Source organism: Spiribacter halobius, assembly GCF_020883455.1.
Lineage (GTDB): Bacteria > Pseudomonadota > Gammaproteobacteria > Nitrococcales > Nitrococcaceae > Sediminicurvatus > Sediminicurvatus halobius.
Genome location: NZ_CP086615.1, coordinates 2,427,077 through 2,450,648 on the forward strand (window position 1 = coordinate 2,427,077; position 23,572 = coordinate 2,450,648).

The 23,572-nt window shown below is 71.3% G+C and carries 18 protein-coding genes; 10 read left to right on the plus strand and 8 right to left on the minus strand.

Going from position 1 to position 23,572, the window contains the following annotated elements:
• Window positions 1-61: 61 nt before the first annotated feature.
• The 4 genes from LMH63_RS11085 to LMH63_RS11100 all read right to left on the minus strand — a co-directional run bounded on the left by LMH63_RS11085 (window position 62) and on the right by LMH63_RS11100 (window position 4,231).
• A complete protein-coding gene (locus tag LMH63_RS11085; protein ID WP_146205159.1) occupies window positions 62-1,987 on the minus strand; it encodes an LTA synthase family protein in 1,926 nt (641 codons plus the stop codon).
• A 63-nt stretch (window positions 1,988-2,050) separates the two neighbouring features.
• The gene (locus LMH63_RS11090; RefSeq protein WP_109675614.1) at window positions 2,051-2,416 is read right to left on the minus strand and encodes a DUF6164 family protein; all 366 of its coding nucleotides are present in this window, start codon (window positions 2,414-2,416) and stop codon (window positions 2,051-2,053) included.
• Window positions 2,417-2,520: 104 nt separating this feature from the next.
• Window positions 2,521-2,850: a hypothetical protein gene (locus LMH63_RS11095; protein ID WP_109675616.1), complete on the minus strand. Its 330-nt coding sequence runs from the start codon at window positions 2,848-2,850 to the stop codon at window positions 2,521-2,523.
• Between the two features lie 103 nt (window positions 2,851-2,953).
• Complete coding sequence (locus LMH63_RS11100) at window positions 2,954-4,231, minus strand: uracil-xanthine permease family protein (protein WP_109675618.1); 1,278 nt, start codon at window positions 4,229-4,231, stop codon at window positions 2,954-2,956.
• A gap of 257 nt (window positions 4,232-4,488) precedes the next feature.
• Between LMH63_RS11100 and LMH63_RS11105 the strand changes: the two genes are divergently transcribed.
• Window positions 4,489-7,107 carry a sensor domain-containing protein gene (locus LMH63_RS11105; protein ID WP_158280271.1) on the plus strand — a complete coding sequence of 873 codons (2,619 nt, stop codon included), beginning with the start codon at window positions 4,489-4,491 and terminating at the stop codon, window positions 7,105-7,107.
• A 23-nt stretch (window positions 7,108-7,130) separates the two neighbouring features.
• Here the strand turns inward: LMH63_RS11105 and LMH63_RS11110 are convergent, their stop codons facing one another.
• On the minus strand, window positions 7,131-7,511 hold the full coding sequence (locus LMH63_RS11110) for a hypothetical protein (RefSeq protein WP_199225565.1): 381 nt from the start codon (window positions 7,509-7,511) through the stop codon (window positions 7,131-7,133).
• Between the two features lie 215 nt (window positions 7,512-7,726).
• Between LMH63_RS11110 and LMH63_RS11115 the strand changes: the two genes are divergently transcribed.
• The 3 genes from LMH63_RS11115 to LMH63_RS11125 all read left to right on the plus strand — a co-directional run bounded on the left by LMH63_RS11115 (window position 7,727) and on the right by LMH63_RS11125 (window position 13,062).
• A complete protein-coding gene (locus tag LMH63_RS11115) occupies window positions 7,727-10,066 on the plus strand; it encodes a mechanosensitive ion channel domain-containing protein (protein WP_229332566.1) in 2,340 nt (779 codons plus the stop codon).
• Between the two features lie 335 nt (window positions 10,067-10,401).
• Window positions 10,402-12,432, plus strand: a complete 2,031-nt coding sequence (locus LMH63_RS11120; RefSeq protein WP_109675625.1) for a CocE/NonD family hydrolase — start codon at window positions 10,402-10,404, stop codon at window positions 12,430-12,432.
• A gap of 384 nt (window positions 12,433-12,816) precedes the next feature.
• A complete protein-coding gene (locus LMH63_RS11125) occupies window positions 12,817-13,062 on the plus strand; it encodes a hypothetical protein (protein WP_109675627.1) in 246 nt (81 codons plus the stop codon).
• A gap of 7 nt (window positions 13,063-13,069) precedes the next feature.
• Here LMH63_RS11125 and LMH63_RS11130 read toward each other — a convergent pair whose 3' ends face one another.
• The 3 genes from LMH63_RS11130 to LMH63_RS11140 form a co-directional block, all read right to left on the minus strand.
• Window positions 13,070-13,636, minus strand: coding sequence for a hypothetical protein (locus LMH63_RS11130; RefSeq protein WP_109675628.1), 567 nt, complete (start codon window positions 13,634-13,636; stop codon window positions 13,070-13,072).
• Window positions 13,637-13,839: 203 nt separating this feature from the next.
• Entirely contained in the window at window positions 13,840-15,243 is a 1,404-nt protein-coding gene (locus tag LMH63_RS11135) for an MATE family efflux transporter (RefSeq protein WP_109675630.1), read from the minus strand.
• Window positions 15,240-16,334, minus strand: coding sequence for a hypothetical protein (locus tag LMH63_RS11140; protein WP_146205160.1), 1,095 nt, complete (start codon window positions 16,332-16,334; stop codon window positions 15,240-15,242). Before LMH63_RS11140 ends, LMH63_RS11135 begins: the two co-directional genes overlap by 4 nt.
• Window positions 16,335-16,406: 72 nt before the next feature.
• Between LMH63_RS11140 and LMH63_RS11145 the strand changes: the two genes are divergently transcribed.
• From LMH63_RS11145 to LMH63_RS11170, 6 genes are all read left to right on the plus strand, one after another.
• Entirely contained in the window at window positions 16,407-17,681 is a 1,275-nt protein-coding gene (locus LMH63_RS11145; RefSeq protein WP_109675634.1) for a PQQ-dependent sugar dehydrogenase, read from the plus strand.
• A 73-nt stretch (window positions 17,682-17,754) separates the two neighbouring features.
• Window positions 17,755-18,078, plus strand: coding sequence for a c-type cytochrome (locus LMH63_RS11150; protein ID WP_199225566.1), 324 nt, complete (start codon window positions 17,755-17,757; stop codon window positions 18,076-18,078).
• 161 nt (window positions 18,079-18,239) lie between these two features.
• Window positions 18,240-19,811, plus strand: a complete 1,572-nt coding sequence (locus tag LMH63_RS11155) for an ABC transporter substrate-binding protein (RefSeq protein WP_109675637.1) — start codon at window positions 18,240-18,242, stop codon at window positions 19,809-19,811.
• 29 nt (window positions 19,812-19,840) lie between these two features.
• Window positions 19,841-20,794, plus strand: coding sequence for an ABC transporter permease (locus LMH63_RS11160; RefSeq protein ID WP_109675640.1), 954 nt, complete (start codon window positions 19,841-19,843; stop codon window positions 20,792-20,794).
• Complete coding sequence (locus LMH63_RS11165) at window positions 20,778-21,596, plus strand: ABC transporter permease (protein ID WP_109675642.1); 819 nt, start codon at window positions 20,778-20,780, stop codon at window positions 21,594-21,596. Before LMH63_RS11160 ends, LMH63_RS11165 begins: the two co-directional genes overlap by 17 nt.
• On the plus strand, window positions 21,593-23,569 hold the full coding sequence (locus tag LMH63_RS11170) for a dipeptide ABC transporter ATP-binding protein (RefSeq protein ID WP_109675644.1): 1,977 nt from the start codon (window positions 21,593-21,595) through the stop codon (window positions 23,567-23,569). Before LMH63_RS11165 ends, LMH63_RS11170 begins: the two co-directional genes overlap by 4 nt.
• Window positions 23,570-23,572: the final 3 nt, after the last annotated feature.

The following is a 23,572-nucleotide window of genomic DNA, read 5'->3' on the forward strand; positions in this document are numbered from 1 at the left end:
GCTTCGCGAATCGGTGAGATAGGCGGGCTAGCGGGCCGTCCGGCGATGCCGTGGACGCCGTTTACGGGGGTGGGGCTGTCTCGTCGGGCCCGGGCCCGGCCGGGCGGATGCGGGAGGTGTCCTCGGCGAGCCGACGTCGGGCGGCAAGATCGAGAAAGGGCGGGTCGTCACTCGGCTCCAGGCTGCCGATGACGCGATCCGGCTCGAAGCGCCAGCTCTGGCAGCGCAGAAAGGTCTCGTCGCAGGCGAGAAGCCGGCCCGTGGAGCGGAGGAAAAACGTGCGCCCGGCGTAGGTGTCGCCGAAAACCAGATGCCGCGGCCCACCCTCGTCCGGCGCGAGAAGGCTGCGCCCAAGCAGCGGACCCGATGCCTCGAGACCCACGAGATCGGCGATGGTGACGGGGACGTCGAGCTGGGTCACGAGGGTGTCACGCTGCGCCAGCCGCTCGCGGGTCCGGGCATCAGCCGGGCGTATCGCCAGCATGCCGAAGTTGCCGTCCAGCAGCCCGGGTTCCGCATCCTGGCGCAGCATGGCGCCGGACTCATCGGAGGCGATGATAACGCTGGTCTCGTCCAGGAGACTGTCGGCGGCGAGGGCCTCCAGCAGCTGATCCAGTGCCGTCACCATGCGCTCGAACGCCCGGTTGCGGACCTTTCGCCGCGCCTCCGGCGTGGGCAGGACGGCCTCCTCCTCGGCGTTGTCCGGCTCCCCGCCCTGGGCCGTGAACGGATGATGGGTGCCGACATTCAGCAGGGTGGCGAACCATGGCTCCGATCCACGGGCGACCTCGCGCAGCTGCTCCAGGGCCGCCGGAAAGAAGCGTTCGTCGGTGGGGCCCCAGCCCTCGGGCGCCTCGTCGGAGGCAGACGCCCCGCGCCGGTCGTCGATGCCTGCGGCTCCACTCAGCCCGGTGACGACCTCGAACCCCGCCCGGGCCATGAAGCGGTCCTTGTGCATGAACTCCAGTGGCGCCGCCTGGATGTAGACAGTCCGGTAGCCCGCGGCATCGAGCATCGACGGCAGGCAGTCCAGCGGCTGGTCCGCTTCCGCAGCCTCGGTCATCTTCGCCGGCACGGTCGTGATGCGGGGGTAGTCGCCGCAGAGCAGGGCATAGGTGCCGCGGTTCGTCTGCCGCTGCAGGCTGAGCACATTGCGATAGGTCACGAAGCCGCGCTCGTCGAGCGTGCGCTCCAGCGCCGGCAGGCGAATGGCCGGGTCCAGCCCGTGGTGGCGGGCCACCGCCGGCAGGTAGGCCGCCGACAGGCCCTCGATGAGGATCAGCAGTACGTTGTGCCGCCGCCCTTCTCCGGGAGCGACGTCGCCGCGCTCGAAGAACGCCTCCGGTTCGACCCCGTCGGCATCGAGTTGCAGCACCGGGCCCTTGCCGGGGCCCTCGAGCGCCGCGGTCTGCCTCGGCTCAGGGCTGCGCTGGGCCAGAACGGCGCCGGGTACCTGGGCAATGGACCCCAGCACCACGTTGCTGGCCGGGCGGGTATGGCTGTCCATGGCCAGGCCGTAGCCCGCAATCACCATGGCGGCCAGGCCGAGGCGGGTGCCGGCGATGCCGAGCGTCGGCCGCGGGCCGCGCAGCAGTGCCAGCAGTGGCAGTGCCGCCAGCGCGTGCAGCCCGAGCCAGGCCTTCGATTCACCCTCGACACTGGCGGCGACGAATACCGCGTCCAGGAGATGGTGCAGGTGCGCCACCCGGAACAGGGTGCCGTGGGTAGCGATGTGCTCGCCGCCGGCGTAGTAGCCAAGGGCGATCAGCGCCACCGCCGGGACGCGCAGGGCCCATGGCCGCAGGAGCGGGGCAAGGAGCAGCAGGAAGGCGGCGGTGGCGGCATCCGCGGCCAGCACCACCGGCAGCGGGGGAATCACCCCGGTCTGGGCGACCATGAGCGCGCGCAGCAACAGGAGTATCGCGAGGATTCCGAGGCCCCGACGCAGGGGCGGTGAGATCGCATCGATGCCGGGCCGCACGCTCATGCCACCATTGTCGCGCACGCCGTAAACCCGTGCACCAGCGTCGGGCTCCCAGGGATGCGGGCACTAGCCCCCGAGGGTCAGGAAGGGCATCAGGGTCAGATAGAGCACCAGCGCCACGGCGGCCAGCAGTGCCAGGCTGCGCAGCGGGTCACGACGCAGGCGCTGCAGCAGGGTCTCGGCACGCCCCGCGCGCCGGTCCGCCGCGTAGGCGGCCCGCGCCCGCTCGGCGCGCTCGGCCTGGTAGCGGGCGAGCACGGTCTGGACGGCCTCGAAGTCCTCCTCGTCGCGCAGCCAGATACCGCCGACGCTGATGCCCCAGCGATTCGGGGGCGTCTCGAAGTAGGCGAAGCCATGCCGATCGAGGAGGGCGCGAATGTCGTCGGCCTCGTCCTCGGGCACATGGCGAAGATTCAGCAGCAGGCGAGCCATGACGATAGCGTGACAAGCCGGTCGCACTTTCGCCAGCCCGCACCGACGCGGTGCACCGATGCCAGCAGTGCCCATGATCGGTGCAGCGAGGCGGCCGGCGGAGGTCAGTCCTCGATGGGTACCCCCCGGTAGTAGCGACGTGGGCGCGACGCGGCGTCAGGGTGCGCGCCCGCGTCGACGGACGGCAGCGAGTCCGGGGGCTCTTCGGCGCTGCCGGCGACGCTTGCGTCCGCGGTCGAGGGCGACGGGTCCAACAGGGCGCGCAGCCGTGCCGCGGCCTGCTGCAGACCGGTATCCCGGGTGTCGGCGGCCAGCGCCTCCAGGCGTTCCACCAGCTCGGGATCGCTCAGGGCCGGTACCTCATAACCAAGTTGACGCAGCTGCCGGCGGATGTGGCGAGCCAGTTCCACGGTTTCCCGGGTCAGGACCTGCATTGGCGCCTCCTGTGCCTCATGCCCGGTACTGGTCAAGCAATAAGCATACCCGTGGGCCGTTGCAAGCCCATGACCGGACTGCAGCGGCCCGCTCCCGAGGGCGCTACTCGCCGGCGGCGTCCGGCACCGCTCCCCGGCTCTGCGCGGTCTCGCCATGGAAACCCGGCAGCAGGAGATTCAGCAGGATCGCCGCCACAGCGCACAGGCCCACACCCTGCAGGTTGATCTCGCTGCCGCCGATGGCCATGCCGCCGATGCCGAACACCAGCGTGGTGGAGACGATCACGAGGTTGCGCTGGCGCGTGAGGTCCACGTGGCCCCGCACCAGGGTATTGAGGCCGACAGCGGCGATGGAGCCGAACAGCAGGATCAGGATGCCGCCCATCACCGGGGTCGGGATGCTCTGCAGCAGCGCGCCGAGCTTGGCGAGGAAGGCGAGGCCGATGGCGAATACCGCCGCCCAGGTCATCACCACCGGACTGAAGGCACGGGTCAGCATGACCGCGCCGGTCACCTCGGAGTAGGTGGTATTGGGCGGGCCGCCGAGTACCGCGGCAGCCGAGGTGGCGATGCCGTCGCCGAAAAGCGTCCGATGCAGGCCGGGGCGGCGGACGTAGTCGCGCCCGGTGACGTTGCTGATCGCGAGGACGTCGCCCACGTGCTCGATGGCGGGCGCAATGGCCACGGGCAGCATGAACAGGATCGCCCCGAGCTCGAAGCTCGGCAGCGTGAACGCGGGGACCCGCAGCACAGGCGCCTCTCCGACGCTGGCGAAATCCACCATGCCGAAGGGCCAGGCCACCAGAAAGCCCACGACGACGCCGGTGAGGATCGGCAGCAGACGGAAAAGGCCGCGGCCGAGGGTAGCCATCAGCAGGCAGGCCAGCAGCGCCGTCATCGACACCACGAGGGAGGGACCGTAGGGGAAGAGGCGCTCGCCGCCGTCCCCGGTCATTCCCATTGCCATGTTGACCGCCACCGGGGCGAGGCCGAGACCGATGACCATGATCACCGGCCCGGTGACCACCGGCGGCATCAGTCGGTGGATGAGTCCCGGACCGCGCCAGCGCACCAGCAGGGCAAGGGCGATGTACGCAAGGCCCGCGGTGCCAAGCGCGCCCATGGTCGCGGGTGTGCCCCAGGTCTGCACGCTGTAGGTGACCGGCGCGATGAAGGCGAACGATGAGGCGAGGAACACCGGTACCGAGCGCCGGGTAACGAGCTGGAACAGCAGCGTGCCCAGGCCGGCGGTGAACAGGGCGACGCTCGGGTCAAGCCCGGTGATGAGTGGCATCAGCACCAGCGCACCGAATGCCACCAGCAGCATCTGCGAGCCGGCGAGCACGCGCTGCCAGCCCCCCTTCGGCGTGTCTTCCGCCATGACGCGATCCCCCCAGATCTTCAGCGTGCGGCGGTCCGGCGGGCGCCGCAGCGCGCGCGGACCGAGCCGGCGGGCGCCAGCCGGGCGTGGAGTCTACCGGCTCCCGTGGGTGATGGCATCCCGGGCAGGCTTTTACCCGGTCACAGGGCTTGTCTATGATCCTGCGATCGGGTGGCGCTTCCGGCAGGGGGTTGGGTGACGGAGAATCGGGATCGGAGCCAGGACGGCGTGCTCCCCGGGCTGGCGAGGCACCCCGCATGAGTCCGGGCGGGCGCCGCTGGCTCGCCGGAGGCATGGTGACGGCCGGGGCCGCGGGGGTGGCCTCGGCATTGCTGCTGGCGCCGGTCGGCAGCTGGCTGCCGGTGGTCATCGGCGCTGCGGGGGGTGGGCTACTGCTGCTTGGCGGGCAATGGGCGCGCGCCGCGCCCCCGGGCGCAAGTGCCAGCTACCGGCACATGGTGGAGAAGGCCCGCGACGGCATCGCGGTGATCGAGAACGGCCGCGTCGTCTTCGCCAATCCCAGCCTCGCCAGCCTCATCGGCCGCCGGCCCGAGGAGTTGCAGCAGCAGCCCTTCGAGCCGCTGGTGGCGGAATCCGAGCGCGACGCCGTGCGCGAGCGCTACCGCCGCCGCCTTGCCGGCGAGCCCGTGCCCGATCGCTATGAGACCGAGCTCCTGCACGCGGACGGCCGGCGCATTCCGGTGCAGGTCAATGCCAGCCTGATCCGGGACGGCGGCAGCACCACGCATCTGGTGGTGGTGCGGGATATCCGCGCGCAGCGGGCGGCGGCAGCGGAGATCCGCGCCCTCAACACCTATATGGACGGCATCATCGACAATGCCGACATCTGGATGAGCACCCTCGACGAGGAGGGTCGGGTGGTGATCTGGAACAAGGCCGCTGAGCGCATCAGTGGTTACCGGCGCGAGGAGGTGGTGGGGCGGCGCGACGTCTGGGACTGGCTCTACCCCGACCCCGCGTACCGCGAGTGGGTGCTCGCGCGGGTGCGCGAGCTGCTGGAAACGGCCTGCGCCCGGATGGCGCTGGAGACCACCATCGTTGCCCGTGACGGCCGCCGAGTGGTGCTGAGCTGGAACTCGCGCCAGCTGCCGGGCGCAAACGGACGCGCCACGGGTGCGCTTGCCATCGGTCGTGACGTGACCGCCGAGCGGGCCGCGGCGGAGTCTCTGCGCCTGCACGCCTCCGTGTTCGAGACGGCCGAACCCATGGTGATCGCGGACCGTGCCGGCCGGCTGATTCGCGTCAACGACGCCTTCACCCGGCTGCTCGGCGAGAGCGAGGCCTCGCTGCTCGGCCGCAGCCTGGCGGAGCTCGGCGAGGGCGACAGGGTCTGGGACCGGCTAGTGACCGAGGGGCGCTGGCACGGGGAGCTGGTGGAGCGCCACCGCGACGGCCGCGAGATCCCGGTGCGCGTGGTGCTGAGCACCGTGCGCGACGCCGAGGGTGAGATCACCCACTACATCGGCCACTGGCAGGACATCTCCGAGCGCAAGGCCTTCGAGGCGCGCATCGAGCGCCAGGCGCTGCACGATCCGCTCACCCGGCTCGCCAATCGCCGGCTGCTGATCATGCGCCTGGAGCAGGAGCTGGCCCGCGCACGCCGCACGGCGGGGCACGGTGCGCTGCTGTTCCTCGACCTCGACCACTTCAAGCAGATCAACGACAGCTACGGCCATGCCCTCGGCGACGCCCTGCTCACGGGCATGGCGGAGCGGCTGCAGAGCATCCTGCGCACCGAGGACATGGCGGCCCGCCTCGGTGGCGACGAGTTCGTCGTGCTGCTGGGTCCGGAGGCCGGGTCGCTCGAGGGCGCCGGGACCCGGGCCAGGCGCGTGGGGGAAAAGCTGCTGGCGGAGCTCTACCAGCCGATGGCGCTGGGCGACTACGAGCTGCGGATCTCGGGCAGCGTCGGCATCGCCCTCTATCCGGAGGAGCGGATCGACGCCGAGCAGCTGCTGCAGCGCGCCGACCACGCCATGTACCGGGCGAAGGCCGAGGGCCGGAACCGCCTGGAGTTCTTCTCGCCGGCCCTGCAGGCCGAGAGCGAGGCGCGGCGGCTACGTTACGCCGAGCTGCGCCAGGCGCTGGACGCGGACGCCCTGCAGCTTCACTACCAGCCGCTGGTGGGGGCGAGCGGTCTTCCGGTGGGCGCGGAATGCCTCGTACGCTGGCCGCGTGGCGAGGGCCCGCCCCGGGCCGCCCGGGAATTCATGCCGCTTGCCAACGACACCGGCCTCGCCGCCGCCGTCGACACCTGGGTCCTGACCCGGGCCTGCCAGACGCTGGCCGAGCTCGCGGCGGCAGGCATGCTCCCCGCCGGCCGTCATCTTGGTGTGAACGTCTCCCTGGCGCTGCTGGCGCTGGACGACTTCCCGCGCCGGCTGCAGCGCATCCTTGATGACACCGGCGCATCGCCCGAGGGCCTGGTGATCGAGCTCGGCGAGTCCGCCCTGCTGCGCGACGGTGGCCGCCTTGCCACCACCCTGCGCCAGGTTCGCGAGTGGGGCGTGCGCTTCGCCGTGGACGACTTCGGCACCGGGCATTCATCCGTGCTCCAGCTGCGCCATCTGCCGGTGGACTGGATCAAGGTGGACCGCACCTTTGTCGGGCAGCTCCCCGACAACGACGCGGCACGGTCCGTGGTGAACGCGAGCTTGGGCGTCGCCCGCAGCCTCGGGCTCGAGGTGGTGGCCGAGGGCGTGGAGACGCAGGCCCAGTTCGAGCACCTGCGCGGCGAGGGCTGCGCCCTGTTCCAGGGCAGCCTGTTCTGGCCGCCGCTCGAGCGGGACGCCCTCGACCGCGCCCTCGACGGGGCCACCCCGGCGGCCGACACGGTGATGGACGACCGTTGCTGAAGGCGGCCGTTCCTGCCGGTACCTCAGTCTCCGGGCAGCGCCACCGTCACCTCCGCGCCGCCGTAGCCGTGCACGCTGTCGCGGGCGCGTACCTGAACCTCGTTCACGCCCGCCGGGATCTCGACGCCGCCGAGGCTGCGCGTGAACGGCTGCTCGTCGACGTGCGGGTGCAGCAGCTCGCGCACGCCCAGAACCTCACTCTCCGGGCCGCGGATCTCCCAGCGGTCCGCGTAGTGATCCCACCCCTCGTCGGCGTGGCGCACGGTGACGGTAAAGCGGTAACGGCGGTCCCCCTCGGTGCCGACCGTCACGTCCAGCACGTCGGCTTCCCCCGCGGCCGCGGCGGGCGCCAGGCAGAGCAGGGCAAGCAGCGTGCAGGCGCTGCGCATCGGGGTCATGGTCATATCGGGCACCTCCCAGGCACAGAGCTCTGAGGCCTGACGATACTGCCGAAACGGTTGCTAGCGATCCTATCGAGAGGATTGGCAATCCGGTTGGCCTTTCGGGCCGGCGAGTTAGTATGCTCGCGCGCACCACGCGCTGCCGGGGAGCCCCCCAGGGGCCTTCCCCCGGCAGCGCGTTATTCGTATGCCCTCCGGAAGCCGTATGGAATTTAGCCGTGAGAACAAAGCTCTACAAGGCATTGATCGGACTGTTTCTCGCCTTCGGCCTGCTCGCCGGGGCCGCCGCCCAGCAGGAGGGGGGCGGTGAAGGGGCCGATGGCGGTGAGGCCGCCACGCCCTATGCGGCCCTGGCCGATCTGATCGAGGATCCGGCATCGAGGGAGCGGCTGGTCAACGAATTGCGGGGGCTGGCCGCCGAGGGTGGCGAATCGGTCACCCAGGCGGAAACGGCGGCCCCGGATGCGCCGGCCTCGCTGCCGCGGCGCATCGCGGAGCTGACCCAGGGCATTGCCGAAGGCGCGGTGGGCGAGTTCCGGAACGCCGCCCAGGCCCTTGCCAGCCTCGAGGGTGACGGCCCCGCGGTGGACTGGAGCGTGGTCGGCTCCGCCGCGGTGCAGCTGGGGCTGGTCATCGTGGTCACGGTCGGGGCCTTCGTCATCCTCAGACGTCTGGCCCGGGGTCTGTTCGGCCGCGCCAACCAGTGGGTGCTTACCGGGCCGCCGACCCATGCGCTGGTGCGCCGGGTCGCAGCGGTGGTCTTCGGCGCGGTGGTGGACCTGCTGGTGATCGTGCTTGCCTGGGTGGTGGGCTACGGTCTCGCGCTGCTCGCCTTCGGCGAGCCGGGCATGATGGATACCCGGCAGACGCTGTTCCTCAACGCCTTCCTGCTCATCGAGAGCGCCAAGGCGCTGCTGCGGGTGATCTTTGCCTCGCGCGACGACGGTCTGCGGCTCCTGCCGCTGCCGGCGGAGGACGCGGCCTACTGGAATCTCTGGCTGGCGCGCCTGGTGGGATTTATCGGCTACGGCCTCATGCTCGTGGTGCCGATACTGAACGCGACGCTGTCCCCGGCGCTGGGCCGCGTGGTGGCGCTTCTGGTCATGCTGGCGGCGCTGGTCTCCGCGCTCAGCATCATCCTGCAGAACCGCCACAAGGTGCGCGACAAGCTTGCGGCCCTCGCGGAGCGCAGCCGGACCGGCGCGGCCCGGGTGGGCCTGAGCACGCTCTCCCGCACCTGGCACTGGATCGCCATGGCCTATGTCGTGGCGCTGGCCCTGGTGTCGCTGCTGCGGCCGGCGGAGGCACTGCCGTTCATGGCCCGGGCCACCGCGGTGAGCCTGCTCGCCATCGGGGCGGGGTTCTTCGTCTCCGTGCTGCTGGGGCAGGTCATCAGCCGCAAGATCCGCATACCCGAGGAGACGCGGCGCAAGTTCCCGCAGCTCGAGGGCCGGCTCAATGCCTATGTCCCGACGGTGCTGAAGGTCGTCCGCCTGGTGATCGTGGCGGTGGTGGTGGCGACGCTGCTGGATGCCTGGTCGATATTCGATGCCGCCGGCTGGGCCGTCTCCGCCGCCGGTCAGGCGTTCCTCGCCTCGATGATCTCGGTGGCGCTGATCGTGCTTGCGGCCACCGTGCTCTGGCTCGCCATCGTGAGCTGGATCGAGCACCGGCTGAACCCGGAGACCGGCGGCGGCGAGCCCGGGGCCCGGGAGCGCACGCTGCTGGCCCTGTTCCGCAACGCCGTGCTGGTGGTGCTGGTGACGATGACGGTGATGATCTCGCTCTCCGAGTTCGGCATCGATATCGGCCCGCTGATCGCCGGCGCCGGTGTGCTGGGTCTGGCCATCGGCTTCGGTGCCCAGAAGCTGGTCCAGGACATCATCACCGGCGTGTTCATCCAGCTGGAGAACGCCATCAACACCGGCGACGTGGTGACGGCGGGGGGCATCACCGGCACCGCCGAGCGGCTCAGCATCCGCTCCGTGGGTATCCGGGACCTCTCCGGGACATTCCATATCGTGCCGTTCTCCTCGGTGGACACCGTGTCCAATTTCAACCGGGAATTCGCCTACCACGTCGGCGTCTATGGGGTGGCCTACCGGGAGAACACCGACGAGGTCATCGAGCACCTGCAGGCCGCCTTCGACGAGCTGCGCCAGGATCCGGTGCAGGCCCCCAACCTGCTGGAGGACCTGGAGATCCACGGGGTCACGGAGCTCGCCGACAGCTCCGTGAACGTGCGCGTGCGGCTGAAGGTCGTGGCCGGCACCCAGTGGGCCGTGGGCCGCGCCTACAACCGGCTGGTGAAGCGCCACTTCGACGCCGCCGGCATCGAGATACCGTTCCCGCACATGACCCTGTATTTCGGCGAGGACAAGCAGGGTGGGGCGCCCCCCGCGAACATCCGGCTGCTGGGCGAGGAGCGCGGCGGCGAGCCGACGCCGCCACGGCGCCCGGCGGACCCCGACGCGCCCGATCCGGCCACGGACAGCGGCTCGCCGCCCAGCCCGGACGAGGCGGACACCGCCCCCGGGGGCACTCAGGGACAGTCCTGAGGCGGACGCCAGCCGGCGGCGAGCGCATGGCGCGGTGGCACTAGGCCGCGCACGCTGCCAGCCGTCGCGGCGGACCTTATCGGCGCCGGTGGCGCGTGGCGGGGCGGGAGCGCTCGGGACCCTAGGCGAGATGGACCTCGCCTAGGAGCCTACATGGACGTATTCACGGCGTGTCCCGAGCGCTCCCGCCCCGCCACGCGCGGTGCACGGCCCTGATCCTGGCCGGGGCATCGCGGCTGTTCACGCCCCCGCTTCGGCCGCGTCATCAGACGGTACAATCAGAGCGGGTGGGCCGTATCGGCTCGCTGGTACCAGTCACGCGGCGAGGAGTGCCCATGGCAAACGCCCTGACGGCTGCGGACGGCGTCCGCATCATCGAGCACACGCTGATCCCCATGTCGGATGGCACGCGGCTCGCCGCGCGCATCTGGCTGCCGGAGAACGCCGAGCAGGTGCCGGTGCCGGCCATCCTGGAGTACATCCCCTACCGCAAGCGGGATTTCACCCGGGCCCGGGATGAGACCCTGCACCGCTGGTTTGCCGCCCACGGCTATGCCGGCGTGCGGGTCGACCTGCGCGGCAGCGGCGACTCCGAAGGGGTGCTCACCGACGAGTACCTGCAACAGGAGCTGGACGACGGCGTCGAGGTCATCGCCTGGCTCGCCGAGCAGGCCTGGTGCGACGGCAGCGTCGGCATGATCGGAATCTCCTGGGGCGGCTTCAACGGCCTGCAGATTGCGGCCCTGCAGCCCCCGGCGCTGAAGGCGGTGGTCAGCGTCTGCTCCACGGACGACCGCTACGCCGACGACGTCCACTACATGGGTGGCTGCCTGCTCGGCGACAACCTGTCGTGGGCCTCGGTGATGTTCGCCTTCAACTCCCTGCCGCCGGATCCGAAGCTCGCCGGCGACCGCTGGCGGGAGCTCTGGTGGCAGCGTCTCGAGCGCAGCGGCCTCTGGCTCGAGCACTGGCTGGCGCACCCGCACCGGGACGAGTACTGGCGCCACGGCTCGATCTGCGAGGACTACAGCGCCGTGCGCTGTCCGGTAATGGCGGTGAGCGGCTGGGCGGACGGCTACACCGACGCGGTGTTCCGCCTGCTCGCCAACCTGGAAGTGCCGCGGCAGGGGCTGGTCGGCCCCTGGAGCCACAAGTATCCGCACCAGGGCGTGCCCGGGCCCGCCATCGGCTTCCAGCAGGAGCTGCTGCGCTGGTGGGACCAGTGGCTGAAGGGCCGGGACACGGGGATCATGGAGGAGCCCATGCTGCGCGCCTGGATGCAGGACAGCGCCGAGCCCTCCACCCAGTACCGCCATCGCCCGGGCCGCTGGGTCGCGGAGGACGCCTGGCCGTCGCCCAACGTCAGCATGCGCCGCTTCCATCCCGCCCCCGGGGGGCACCTGGCAGCCCAGGCGGTGGCGGCGGGCGGCGTCGATCTGGCCGACTTCACCATCCAGTCACCGCTGAGCGTGGGCTTCTTCGCGGGCAAGTGGTGCAGCTACAGCGCCGGACCGGACCTGCCCTATGACCAGCGCGAAGAGGACGGTGGCGCGCTGGTGTTCGATACCGAGCCGCTGGCGGAACCGCTGGAGCTGCTCGGTGCGCCGACCCTGACCCTGACGTTCTCCGCCAACCGGCCGGTGGCCCAGGCCGCCGTCCGACTGTCGGATGTCGCTCCGGATGGCAAGGCGACGCGCGCCACCTATGGCCTGCTCAACCTGACTCACCGCGATGGCCACGCGCACCCGGAGCCCATCGAGCCGGGGCAGCGCTATCAGGTGACGATCAAGCTGAACGACCTGGGCCAGGTCTTCCCCGCCGGCCACAGGCTGCGGCTTGCCCTGTCCACGTCCTACTGGCCGCTGGCCTGGCCGCCGCCGGAGCCGGTGCGGCTCACCTTGCACCCGGAGGCCACCTGGCTCGACGTACCGGAGCGCCAGCGCCGGGCCCGGGACACGGCGGTGCGGTTCGCCGCCCCGGCCTTCCCGGAGCCCACCCGCATCACCACGCTCCGCCCCGGCGAGCACCGCTGGATGGTGCATCGGGATCTCGGCACCAACGCCTCCACGCTCGAGGTGGTAAAGGACGAGGGCCGGTTCCGGATCGAGGACGTGGACCTGGAGATCACCGACGATACCCGGGAGTATTACAGCTACACGGGTGACGACTTCAGCTCCATCGGCGGCGAGGTGATCTCGATCCGTGAGCTGCGCCGCAGCGGCTGGGCGGTCCATACGCGTACCCGCACCGTGCTCACCTCGGACCCGGAGCACTTCCACATCCACGCCGAGCTGGACGCCTACGAGGACGGCCGCCGGGTGTTCTCGCGCAACTGGCTGCGCAGCATTCCCCGGCGTAGCGTTTAGCCCGGACCTAATGGGCAACGAGCTTCAGCCAGGAACCCGCGGCGCTGGAGCCGCTATAGAGGCCGTGCCGGGCGCGAGGCGGGGCAGGAGCGCCCGGGACACGCTGTGAATACGTCCCTGTAAGCTCGTAGGCGAGGTCCCTCTCGCCTACGGTCCCGGTCGCTCCTGCCCCGCCTCGCTCGGCCGCCGCGGGTACCCTCCGCCGCGCCTGTACCGGCGAGCCGTGCAGCTTGAGCTCGTTGCCGAGCTTGAACCCGGATGCCTCAGCGATGCGCAGTGCCGGTGGTGTCTTGCGCGGGCGGGACTACCATGCGAACGCGGGCGGTCCGGTGTCGGGCACGTCCATCGGATGTTCGAGGTAAATCGGTGCAGAGGAGGGTAGTGATGCGAAGCATACTGGCGGTCGGCATCCCGGCGTTCGTGCTCGGGCTCGCGGTCACGGCATGGCTGCCGCGGGACGCGGTGGCCCCGGCGCTCGCCCAGAGCGTGCTGCCGGACGTGGAGGTGGACTGGCGGGCACTCGGCCGCGTGAACGGCACGCAACTGGTCTACCTGGAATTCGCCGACGGCAGCCGCTGCCTCGCCACCGACGGCGGCGCCGGCACCGTGGACTGCGACTGGGACGACTGAGGCCCGGTCAGTAGCGCCCCAGGCGCCCGGCCACCTGCACCGCGTAGACGTCGATCTCCAGCAGATCGATGGCGCCGGCGTCGGGGTCGAGGCCTGCGGCGCGACGGGTTTCCGGTGCCGGCGTGCCGCAGTGGCCGACGGTCTCCCAGCGGCCGTCCACCGCCATCTCCAGGGCCAGGCTCTGGCGCAGGCCCGGGCGCGGGTCCGGTGCCGTGCGGCAGCGACCGGTGATCTCGAGGGTCCGGGTCACCAGGGACACCAGCCCCGCGAGCGGGGCGCCTGCTCCCGGGTGGATGTGCATCAGCGCCACGCGGCCGGCGCCGTCGTGCCCCTGGGGGCGCACCACCAGCAGGGTCTCCGGCGGCGGGTCGAGGCTGACCGTCCGCAGGGCTTCGACCAGCCGCTGGGTTTCCAGTAACAGGAGCGGCTCATTCGGCGCCGCCGGCGGCACCGTGACCAGCAGTCGCGGGCACCCGAGGCGCTCGGCGAGGCGGGCGTGCAGTCGCTCGACTGCGCTCGGCATGATCGGCGCCGGGGCAAGCTCCGGCATCGCGGTGGCATCGGCTTCCGGCATGAGTCCTCCCACAACTAAAAAACCCCCGGATCCTTGCCGGATCCGGGGGTTGTTGGCAGTGGCGGCGGTTCGTCAGCGCATGCCCTCTGGCCCCGGACCCGGTAGGCCGGCGTAGAACCAGAAATAGGCGAAGGTGCTGAGCGACATCATAAGCCGGACGCTACCACCAATGTCCGGCTATGGGAACGCCTTCGTGGGCCCGGTCATGCCGCCGTAACGGATCGGCTTGCCGTCTGGCCGGCGGCGGCCTCGCCGCAGGCCCGGTGCGCGATCCAGCGCAGTCGCGCGCCGAGCAGCCCGGCGGCGGTGCTGAGGCCTACCAGCAGGCCGATCCAGAAGCCGTGCACGCCGAGTGCCGGCAGCGGCCCGATGCCGTGGGCGAGGAGCACGCCGCTGCCGAGCCCGACGATCCAGTAAGCGGGCAGCGTAATGAGCATGATGGCGCGGGTGTCCTCATAGCCGCGCAGGGCGTTGCCGGCGTTGACCTGGAGCGTGTCCGAGAGCTGGAACACCGCCGCGAGCAGGATCAGCGAGGCCGCCAGCTCGCGGATGGCCGGGTCCGGTGTGTACAGCCGCACCACCACGCCGGCGGTCAGCAGCATCAGCAGTGCCAGCAGCAGGCCCGTGATCACGGCGAGCACCATGCCGCTGGCCGCCCAGCGCCGGGCCAGCTCGGGCGTACCCCGGCCGCGGGCATAGCCCACGCGCACCGTCAGGGCGAGGGCGAGGCCGAGGGGCAGCATGAAGGTAAGCGAGGCGTAGTTCAGCGCGATTTGGTGCGCGGCCACCACCGTCTCGCCGAAGCCCGCGACGAGCACGGCGATGGCCGCGAACAGGGTGACCTCGAAGAAGATCGCGAGCCCGATGGGCAGGCCGATGACGAGGACGTCCCGGGCGTGGGACCAGGCCGGCGCAATGCCCTGCCAGAAGCGCCCGACGGCGGCGCAGGCGGGGCTCGCGATGACGTAGGCGGCCATCGCCAGGGCCATCGCCCAGAAGGCCAGGGCGGTGGCAAGGCCGCAGCCGAATGCGCCAAGCGCCGGCACGGGTCCGGCACCGAAGATCAGCAGCGCGTTGGCGGGGATGTTCAGGGCGAGGGCAATGAGCCCGACCCACAGCACCGCCCGCGTGCGCTGCAGCCCCTCGCTCACGGCGCGAAACACGTGATAGATCGCGAGCGCCGGGAATCCGAGAGCCACCCCGGCGAGATAGCGCGTGGCGAGGCCGGCGATCTCCATGGGCACGCCGAGGGCGGGCAGCAGGGCGCCGGCGGCGAGCAGCAGGACGGCGCCGGCGACGCCGAGCAACGCCGCCAGCACCAGCGCGCTGCCGAGATATCCCCGCAGCCGCCCGGGATCACCGGCCCCGTCGGCGTGAGCCACGCGCGGGGTGATGGCGAGCAGGGTGCCGGCGATCAGCAGGTAGACGGGCAGCCACAGGGAGCTGCCCACCGACACCGCGGCGAGATCGGCGGCGTCGTAGTGCCCGGTCATCATGGTATCCACCACCGCCATGCCGGTCTGGGAGAGCTGCGCCCCCATGATCGGCAGCGCCAGGTGCAGCTGGGGACGCACATCCTCGCGCAGGCGCTGCAGCCAGGTGTTCATTCGACGTCGGGGATCAGCAGGTAGCTGCGCACTGCATTGGCGTCCGCGGCGCGCCCGTAGGCGACGATCTCGCCGTGGCCGTTGATGGCCTCGGCGCTGTAGAGGCGCAGGCCGGGCAGGGCGCTGTCGGCGGTGATCAGCGTCTCCAGGTGCCGCAGCCCCTGTGTCTCGCTCCAGGTGAAGGCCCGCGCGCCCTGCGCCGTGAGCTGGCGGCCGACCACGGTGCCGTCCGCGGCGAGGTCGCGGGGCTCGGCCCCCTCCAGGCCCGGGCGCCGGAGTTCGCCGGCCGCGTTCCACAGTGCGAGCTCGAAGCCGCCGGAAAGCTGGATGATGCCGGCGGTGAGCCCGTCGCCGGTGATGCGCATGGCGCGTCCACTGTTGGCACTGCCGAGCGGGAGGCGGCTGAGACCGGTCTCGGCAGTGCCCCGCAGCGGCCGCGGTCCGGCGTCGGTAACGGCGTAGCCGACAATCTCGCCGCGCCGGTTGAGGTCGAGGGCGCCTCCGAAGACGGGCCCGCCATCGGCCGCCGTCAGCAGCTGCAGGCCACCGGTCTCGCGCCAGAGGAAAGGTCGTTCGCCGCTTTCGTCCCGAGCGCTGCCGACGACACCCGCCGGTCCGAGGGCACGGCCGCGGGAGTAACGATCGCCGTCGCCGGGCCCGTCGAGCCCGCGGGCACGGCCGGGCTGCGGCCAGAGCACCGCCTGGTCCGGCAGGAAGCGCTCCTCCCGCGCACTGCTGCCGGTGACGCGTCCCTCGGCATCGATGGCCTGGGCGGTGGTGCGAACGGGGCCGCCATCGACGCTGCCGAGATCCCGGGCGCCCTGGTCCGGGGTCCAGCGGAAGGCCCGGTTGCCGATGCGTGTGCGGGCGTCGCCCACCACCTGCCTGGCGTCGTTGAGGTCCCGCGCGAAAACGGCACTGCTCTGCTCAGGGAGAATCTCCAGCGGCACCAGGCGATAGCGCTCGGCGGCGGATGCGGTGACCGTGGCGAGACCAAGCAGGGCAGTGAGCAGCAAGCCAAGGAGTAGGCGCCCTCGCACGGGCACGGGTGCAGCCGTGGTATGACCGGCATGGTCAGGTAGTGTCTTCATGCGCTATACCTGTCAGTTGTGGGGCGCGGGGTCCCACAAGAATAACGATCCCCAAGCGAGGAGAGAGTGCCGATGATCCGCATACAGCCCATCTGTGCGCTGTCGCTGGCGGCCGTGCTGGCCGGCGGGGCGGGCAGTGTTGCCGCCCAGACCCTCGACCCGAATATCGAGCGCCTGCAGGAATTCAAGACCACCGGTACCGACCTCGAGATCGAGACGGTGACCCAGTCCGAGGAACGGGCCGCCAACATCCGCCGCATCCTCGAGGAAATCAACCTTCCGCCCGGGTTCGAGATCGACCTCTACGCCATCGTTCCCGATGCCCGGCACATGGCCGTGGGCAACAACGTCGGCGTGGTCTATGTGGGCACCCGGAAGACCCGCGTCTACGCCGTCACCGACCGGGACAAGGACCGCGTCGCCGACGAGGTCAAGGTTTTCGCGCCCTCGGTGGAGATGCAGGTGCCGAACGGCGTGTGCTTCTCCCGGGACGGCTTCCTCTACGTGGCAGAGCACAACCGCGTGCTGGTGTTCCCTGCGGCCGAGTTCTTCTACGAGAGCCCGGATGTCGCCATCGGCGTCGTGGCCGATCAGCTCGTCCCCGAGGAGGAGGAGTCGTTCAACCACGGTGCACGCACCTGCGACATCGGGCCCGACAACAAGCTCTACATCACCCTCGGCCAGCCCTACAACGTGCCGCCGAAGGAGAAGCTGGAGCTCTACGACGAGCTCGGCATCGGCGGGATCATCCGCATGAACCGCGACGGCAGCGAGCGCGAGGTGTACGCCCGCGGCGTGCGCAACTCCGTGGGCCAGGACTTCAACCCGGCCAATGGCGAGCTCTGGTTCACCGACAACCAGGTGGACGGCATGGGCGACAACATCCCCCCAGGGGAGATCAACCGCGCCACCGGTCCCGGGCAGCACTTCGGCTTCCCGTGGTACGGGGGTGGAGATGTCCGAACCAACGAGTACAAGGATTCGGAACCGCCGGCGGATGTCGTGTTCCCCGAGGTGGAGACGGTGGCCCACGCCGCGGACCTGGGCATGACCTTCTACACCGGGCGGCAGTTTCCGGAGAAGTACCGTGGCGGCATCTTCAACGCCCAGCATGGCTCCTGGAACCGCACCGAGCCCATCGGTGCCCGGGTGATGTTCACCAGCGTCAACGAGGACGGCAGCGCCGGCGACCACGAGGTCTTCGCCGACGGCTGGCTGGACGAGGAGACGGGTGAGTATCTGGGCCGGCCGGTGGACGTGGTGCAGTTCTTGGATGGCTCCATCCTGGTCTCCGACGACCTCACCGGTGCCGTCTACCGCATCGCCTATACCGGGGTCGAGGAGTAGCCGCCCGCCCCGGCGCCGTGTTCCGCCACGCCCCGACGCCGCCGGCGTCGGGGCCCTTTCCGGAGATCGACCGATGCCTTGGATGCCCCGGGCGCTGCTCGCCTGTGCGCTGGTCCTGAGCACGCCGGCCCTCGCCGGCGACATCGCGGCCGGGCGCGAGGCGGCACGCCAGTGCATGGCCTGCCACGGCCTGGACGGCCTGGCACGGCAGCCCGACGCCGGCAATCTCGCCGGCCAGACCGAGATCTACCTGCGCGAGCAGCTCAAGGCCTACCGCAGCGGCAAACGCCGCCATCCGCAGATGAACGTCATCGCCCAGGGCCTGAGCGACGAGCAGATCGAAGACCTGGCGGCCTGGTACTCCGCCATCGAGATCGAGGTGCGCATGCCGGAGTAGCCCGGTGGGGTGGCTTCCGGCGCGCGGGCCGCGGGTCCGGAGCGGCGCTGCTCGATTGCCTCGGGGTCGCGTCCACTCCCGGGATCGCTTATCGTCGGGCTGACGGTGCCCACCCGGCGCCACCGACCATACCCGCGGTACCCGCGACAGGAGAGCGAGCGATGATTCATCGCCCCCATGCCGTGCTGCCCGAGGCCACCGACCTTCGCCGCCGCCGCCTGCTCCAGTCCCTGGGGCTTGCCGGCATTGCCGCCGGCAGCGGGGTATGGCCAGGCCTTCTGCGCGCGGGCGAGCATGGCGGGCAGGCGGCCAGGCGTGGCGGCACACTGCGCGTTGCGCTGCCCATGGCGGACAGCATCGATCCGCTGCAGATGAGCGCCGGTGGCTCCATCGCCATCGTGCAGCAGGTGGCGGAGTACCTGGTCTGGGCCGAGGACGACCTCACCCTGCGCCCCGTTCTCGCCACCGACTGGGCGCCCCGTAACGGCGGGCGCACCTGGATCTTCCGCCTGCGCCAGGGCGTGCGTTTCCACGACGGCCGCGAGATGACCAGCGCCGACGTGGTGGCGAGCTTCCGGCGCATGGTGATGCCCGACAGCCCTTCCGCGGCAAGCGCGCAGCTCGGCTTCCTGCGCCCTGACGGTGTGAGCGCGGACGATCGCTACACGGTCCGCTTCGAGCTTGACCGTCCCATCGGTGCGTTCCCTTACTACACCCATATCTATAACGCAGTGATCCTTCCGGAGGACTATGCCGGCGACTTTGCCGACAGCCCCATTGGCACCGGGCCGTTCCGTCTGGTGGACTACCGGCCCCAGGAAGGCGCGGTGGTGGAGCGCAACCCGGACTACTGGGACAGCCCGCGCCCCTACCTGGACCGCGTCGAGCTGTCGCTCTACGACGGCTCACAGCCCCAGGTACTGGCCATGCAGGGTGGGGCCGCGGACGTGATGCTCGGCGCCGGCTACATCGACGCCCGACCGCTGTTCGACGACGAGGATATCGAGATCGTCGCCGCGCCCACCGCGCGGCACCGCCAGCTGTGCATGCGTGCCGACCAGCCGCCGTTCGAAGACGTCCGCGTGCGACGCGCGGTGGCCCTGGCGGTGCAGCGCCCCGCGCTCATCGACACGCTGCTGGGGGGTTATGCCGCCCTCGGCAATGACCATCCGGTGGCGGACGTCTACCCGTTGGCGGTGGACCTGGAGCAGCGCGAGCGCGATCTGGCGGAGGCGCAGCGCCTTCTGCGCGAGGCCGGCGCGCCCAACGGCTTCCCGGTGGATCTCTACATCGGGCGGGTGGAGGAGCTCCCGCAATACGGGCAGGTGCTGCAGCAGCAGCTGGCGGAGGTGGGTATCCGCGTCAACCTGCAGATCGAGCCACTCAACGTCTACTACGATCACTGGACCGAAGTCCCCTTCGGCCTGACCGACTGGGTGAGCCGTCCCACGCCGGATCAGATCCTGTCCGTTGCCTTCCGGGGCGACGCCGAGTGGAACGCCGCGCACTGGCGCAACGACGACTTCGACCGCATCCTCGAGCGGTTCCAGGCCGAGCCGGATGCCGGCCGGCGCTCCGAGCTCGCCACACGCCTGGCCGGCATCCTCAACGAGGAGGTCCCGGCCATGATCGGGTATTTCAACGACGGGCTGCGCCCGGTGACCCGCCAGGTGCGAGACGTAACCGGCAACCTCTCCAACTATCTGGATCTGACCCGGGCCTGGCTGGCCTAGCCCGCGGCCGGGCCTGACCCCGGGGCGTCATGCTGCGCTACACCCTGCGCCGGCTGCTGCTGCTCGGCGTCACCCTGGCGGTGGCCTCGGTGCTGATCTTCCTGATGACCGCGGTGCTCCCCGGCAATGTCGGGCGCATCGTGCTGGGGCCGTTCGCCAGCGCCGAGGCGGTGGCGGCGCTGAATGCCGAGCTCGGGCTCGACCGGCCAGTGCTGGTGCGTTACTGGGAGTGGGTGGGCGGTCTGCTGCGGGGTGACTGGGGCCGCTCACTGTCGCTGGATACGGCGGTCCTGCCGCTGGCCCTGGAGCGGCTCGGGCGCTCGCTGGTGCTCGCCGGCTTCGCGCTGGTGCTGCTCATCCCGGTGGCGCTGGCCGCCGGCGTGCTGGCCGGCCTCCGCCCCGGTGGCGTGTTCGACCGCTGCGCCTCGGTGATCGGCCTGGTGCTGGGCGCCATTCCGGAGTTCGTGACCGGCGTGCTGCTGATCGTGACCTTTGCCGTGGTCCTCGGCTGGCTGCCGGTGCAGGCGCTGCCGCCGGACGACGCCGGAGTGATCGAGTGGCTGCAACATCTCCTCATGCCGGCGCTGTCGCTGGTGCTGCTGCTGTTCGCCTATCTGTTCCGCATGACCCGCGCGGGCATGATCACCGAGCTCGGCGCCGCCTACACCCGCACCGCCGTGCTCAAGGGCCTGCCCATGGCGGTGGTGATCCGCCGCCATGTGCTGCGCAACGCCCTGCTGCCGACCATCACCGTAATCGGCGCGCAGCTCGGCTGGCTGGTAGGCGGGCTGGTGGTGGTGGAGAGCCTGTTCCGCTATCCGGGGATCGGCAGCCTGCTGCAGGCCGCCGCCGCCAACAAGGATATCCCCCTGCTCGCCGGCGCGGCACTCCTGGTGACGCTGGTCTTCGCCAGTGCCAATCTGCTGGCGGATCTGGTGTATGCGGCCCTCAACCCCCGGGTGCGGCATGCGCTCGGCGATTGAGGTGCTGCGCGGGGCGCCGGGCTTCGCCGTCGGCCTTGCCATGGTGCTGATCTGGGTGCTCACCGCCGCGCTCGCCCCGTGGCTGACCCCGCATGCCCCCACGGCCATGGGCGTCGGAGAGGCGACGGCGGCGCCGTCCGCGGCCCACTGGTTCGGCACCGACGACTACGGGCGCGACGTCCTGAGCCGAGTGCTCCACGGCGGCCGCTATGTGCTCGCCATCGCCCCGGCGGCCACTCTGCTGGGGCTCGGCCTGGGGACGCTGATCGGGCTCGCGGCGGCGTTCTTCGGCCGCTGGGTGGATGAGGCCGTCATGCGGCTGCTCGACGCGGTGATGGCGTTTCCCATCGTGGTCCTGGCGCTGCTGGCCCTGACCGCCCTCGGCCCCTCCACGGTCAACGTGGTGCTGGTGATCGGCTTCGTGTTCATGCCCCTGATCGCGCGCACGGCCCGCGCGGCAGCCCTGGTCGAGGTGCGGCGGGAGTACGTCCAGGCCGCACGCCTGCGGGGCGAGCACGCCCTCTACATCATGCTCGTGGAGGTGGCGCCGAACATCCGCGGCCCGCTGCTGGTGGAGGGAACGATCCGGCTCGGCTATGCGGTGTTCACCTCGGCTACCCTCGGCTTTCTCGGCCTCGGCGTACAGCCGCCGGCCCCGGACTGGGGGCTGATGGTGGCGGCCAACCGCACGCTGCTCACCACCGCGCCGTGGACCGTGCTCTGTCCGGCGCTCGCCATCGGCTTTGTCGTGGTCGGCTTCTCGCTCATGGCGGACGGCCTGCGGGAGCTCGAGCACCGATGAGCGCACCGGTCCTGGAGCTGGCGGGGCTGTCCCTCAGCTACCGTCGGCGAGGGCGCTGGCACGCTGCCGTGCGCGGGCTTAGCCTGCAGGTGGCGCCCGGGGAGGCGGTGGGTCTGGTGGGGGAGTCGGGCTGCGGCAAGTCGACGGTGGCCATGGCGGCGCTCGGCTACCTGCCCGGCAACGCCCGCATCGATCAGGGCGCGGTGCGCGTCGCCGGCGTGGATCTGGCCGGTCTGTCGCCGGCCGCCCTGCGTCGCCTGCGGGGCGGCACGGTGGCCGCGGTGTACCAGAGCCCGGGGGCGGCCCTGAACCCGTCGCTCACCGTGGGCGAGCAGGTGGCGGAGGTGTACCGTCTGCACGGCGGTCTCGACGGCGGCGCCGCCCGCGCGGCGGCCGGCCGCATGCTGGCCCGGGTGCGCATCCCCGACCCGGAGCGTCTGCTGGCGGCCTATCCCTACCAGCTTTCCGGCGGCATGCAGCAGCGGGTGGTGATCGCCATGGCGCTGGCGGGCGACCCCCGGCTGCTCATCCTGGACGAGCCCACCACGGCGCTGGACGCCACCGTGCAGGGGGAGATCCTGGCCCTGTTCGCGACGCTGCGCGTCGAGCTCCGGGTCGCGCTGCTGTTCATCAGCCACGACCTTGGCGTCGTGCGCACCGTCTGTGACCGGGTGGGTGTCATGTACGCCGGGGAGCTGGTGGAGGTCGGCTCCGCCCAGGCGCTGTTCCAGCAGCCTGCGCACCCCTACACGGCGTCCCTCATCGACTGCATCCCCGATTTCCGCCACCGCTGGGAGGATGCGCGGCTGGCTGCGATCCCCGGGCTGCCACCGGGCCTTGGCGAGCAGCCGCGCGGGTGCGCCTTTGCGCCGCGCTGCCCCGTGGCGCGGTCGGTCTGCGAGGAACGGCCGATACCCCTGGCGGCGGTGGCGGACGGGCGGATGAGCCGCTGCCTGTTCCCGGAGCAGACCGCGCCGCCCGGTGGCAATCGCCGGCCGGCCACGATCACGCCGCGTGCCCCCGGCGCCGAGACGCTGGCGGTGGAGGGCCTCGCCGTGGACTACGGGCGCGTCCGCATCCTTGATGGCGTCTCACTGCAGGTGCGGGAGGGCGAGACCCTGGCGCTGGTAGGGGAGTCCGGCAGCGGCAAGACCACCCTGGCGCGCGCCGTGACCGGGCTGACACCGCCCAGCAACGGTGCGGTACGCCTGCACGGCCGCCGCCTTCCGGCCCGCTCGGGGCAGCGCGATCAGGCCGCACGGCAGCGCCTGCAGATGGTGTTCCAGTCGCCGGACGGCACGCTCAATCCGAGCCATCGGGTCGGGGCGACACTGCGCCGGGCCCTGCGCGTGCTCGGTGGCGTCCGCGGCGCCGAGGCCGGGCGGCGGCTGCAGGCGCTGCTGGACGCCGTGGCGCTGGAACCGGACACGCTTCGCCGACGCCCCGAGCAGCTCTCCGGCGGCCAGCGCCAGCGGGTGGCCATCGCCCGGGCATTCACCGGCACGCCGGCGCTGGTGATCCTGGACGAGCCCACCTCGGCGCTGGATGTTTCGGTGCAGGCGGCGATCCTGGATCTGCTGATCGATCTGCAGCAGCGCGATGGCACCGCCTATCTGTTCATATCCCACGACCTGGCCGTGGTGCGCTATCTCGCCGACCGGGTGGCGGTACTGTACCTCGGCCAGGTGGTGGAGGAGGGCGCGGTGGCTGAGGTGTTCCAGGGCCGCTGCCACCCCTATACCGAGGCACTGCTGGCCGCGGTGCCGGGGAGCCCCCACGGCGCCGGCGCACCGCCGGCGGGCGGGGATAATCCGGGCCCGGCCGCCCGCCCGCCGGGCTGCCCGTTCCATACCCGCTGCCCGTACGCGATGCCGGCGTGCCAGGACCAGGCGCCACCCCTCCGGGAGCCGGTGCCGGGGCACCGCATCCGCTGCCATCTGTCCGTGGATGAGCTGCCCGGCGCGAACGCCTAGCCC

Coding starts and splice junctions, on each gene's coding strand:
- LMH63_RS11085 (WP_146205159.1), bottom strand. CDS start 1,987: ATGAGCGTGCGGCCCGGCATCGATGCGATCTCACCGCCCCTGCGTCGG.
- LMH63_RS11090 (WP_109675614.1), bottom strand. CDS start 2,416: ATGGCTCGCCTGCTGCTGAATCTTCGCCATGTGCCCGAGGACGAGGCC.
- LMH63_RS11095 (WP_109675616.1), bottom strand. CDS start 2,850: ATGCAGGTCCTGACCCGGGAAACCGTGGAACTGGCTCGCCACATCCGC.
- LMH63_RS11100 (WP_109675618.1), bottom strand. CDS start 4,231: ATGGCGGAAGACACGCCGAAGGGGGGCTGGCAGCGCGTGCTCGCCGGC.
- LMH63_RS11105 (WP_158280271.1), top strand. CDS start 4,489: ATGAGTCCGGGCGGGCGCCGCTGGCTCGCCGGAGGCATGGTGACGGCC.
- LMH63_RS11110 (WP_199225565.1), bottom strand. CDS start 7,511: ATGACCATGACCCCGATGCGCAGCGCCTGCACGCTGCTTGCCCTGCTC.
- LMH63_RS11120 (WP_109675625.1), top strand. CDS start 10,402: ATGGCAAACGCCCTGACGGCTGCGGACGGCGTCCGCATCATCGAGCAC.
- LMH63_RS11125 (WP_109675627.1), top strand. CDS start 12,817: ATGCGAAGCATACTGGCGGTCGGCATCCCGGCGTTCGTGCTCGGGCTC.
- LMH63_RS11130 (WP_109675628.1), bottom strand. CDS start 13,636: ATGCCGGAAGCCGATGCCACCGCGATGCCGGAGCTTGCCCCGGCGCCG.
- LMH63_RS11135 (WP_109675630.1), bottom strand. CDS start 15,243: ATGAACACCTGGCTGCAGCGCCTGCGCGAGGATGTGCGTCCCCAGCTG.
- LMH63_RS11140 (WP_146205160.1), bottom strand. CDS start 16,334: ATGAAGACACTACCTGACCATGCCGGTCATACCACGGCTGCACCCGTG.
- LMH63_RS11145 (WP_109675634.1), top strand. CDS start 16,407: ATGATCCGCATACAGCCCATCTGTGCGCTGTCGCTGGCGGCCGTGCTG.
- LMH63_RS11150 (WP_199225566.1), top strand. CDS start 17,755: ATGCCTTGGATGCCCCGGGCGCTGCTCGCCTGTGCGCTGGTCCTGAGC.
- LMH63_RS11155 (WP_109675637.1), top strand. CDS start 18,240: ATGATTCATCGCCCCCATGCCGTGCTGCCCGAGGCCACCGACCTTCGC.
- LMH63_RS11160 (WP_109675640.1), top strand. CDS start 19,841: ATGCTGCGCTACACCCTGCGCCGGCTGCTGCTGCTCGGCGTCACCCTG.
- LMH63_RS11165 (WP_109675642.1), top strand. CDS start 20,778: ATGCGCTCGGCGATTGAGGTGCTGCGCGGGGCGCCGGGCTTCGCCGTC.
- LMH63_RS11170 (WP_109675644.1), top strand. CDS start 21,593: ATGAGCGCACCGGTCCTGGAGCTGGCGGGGCTGTCCCTCAGCTACCGT.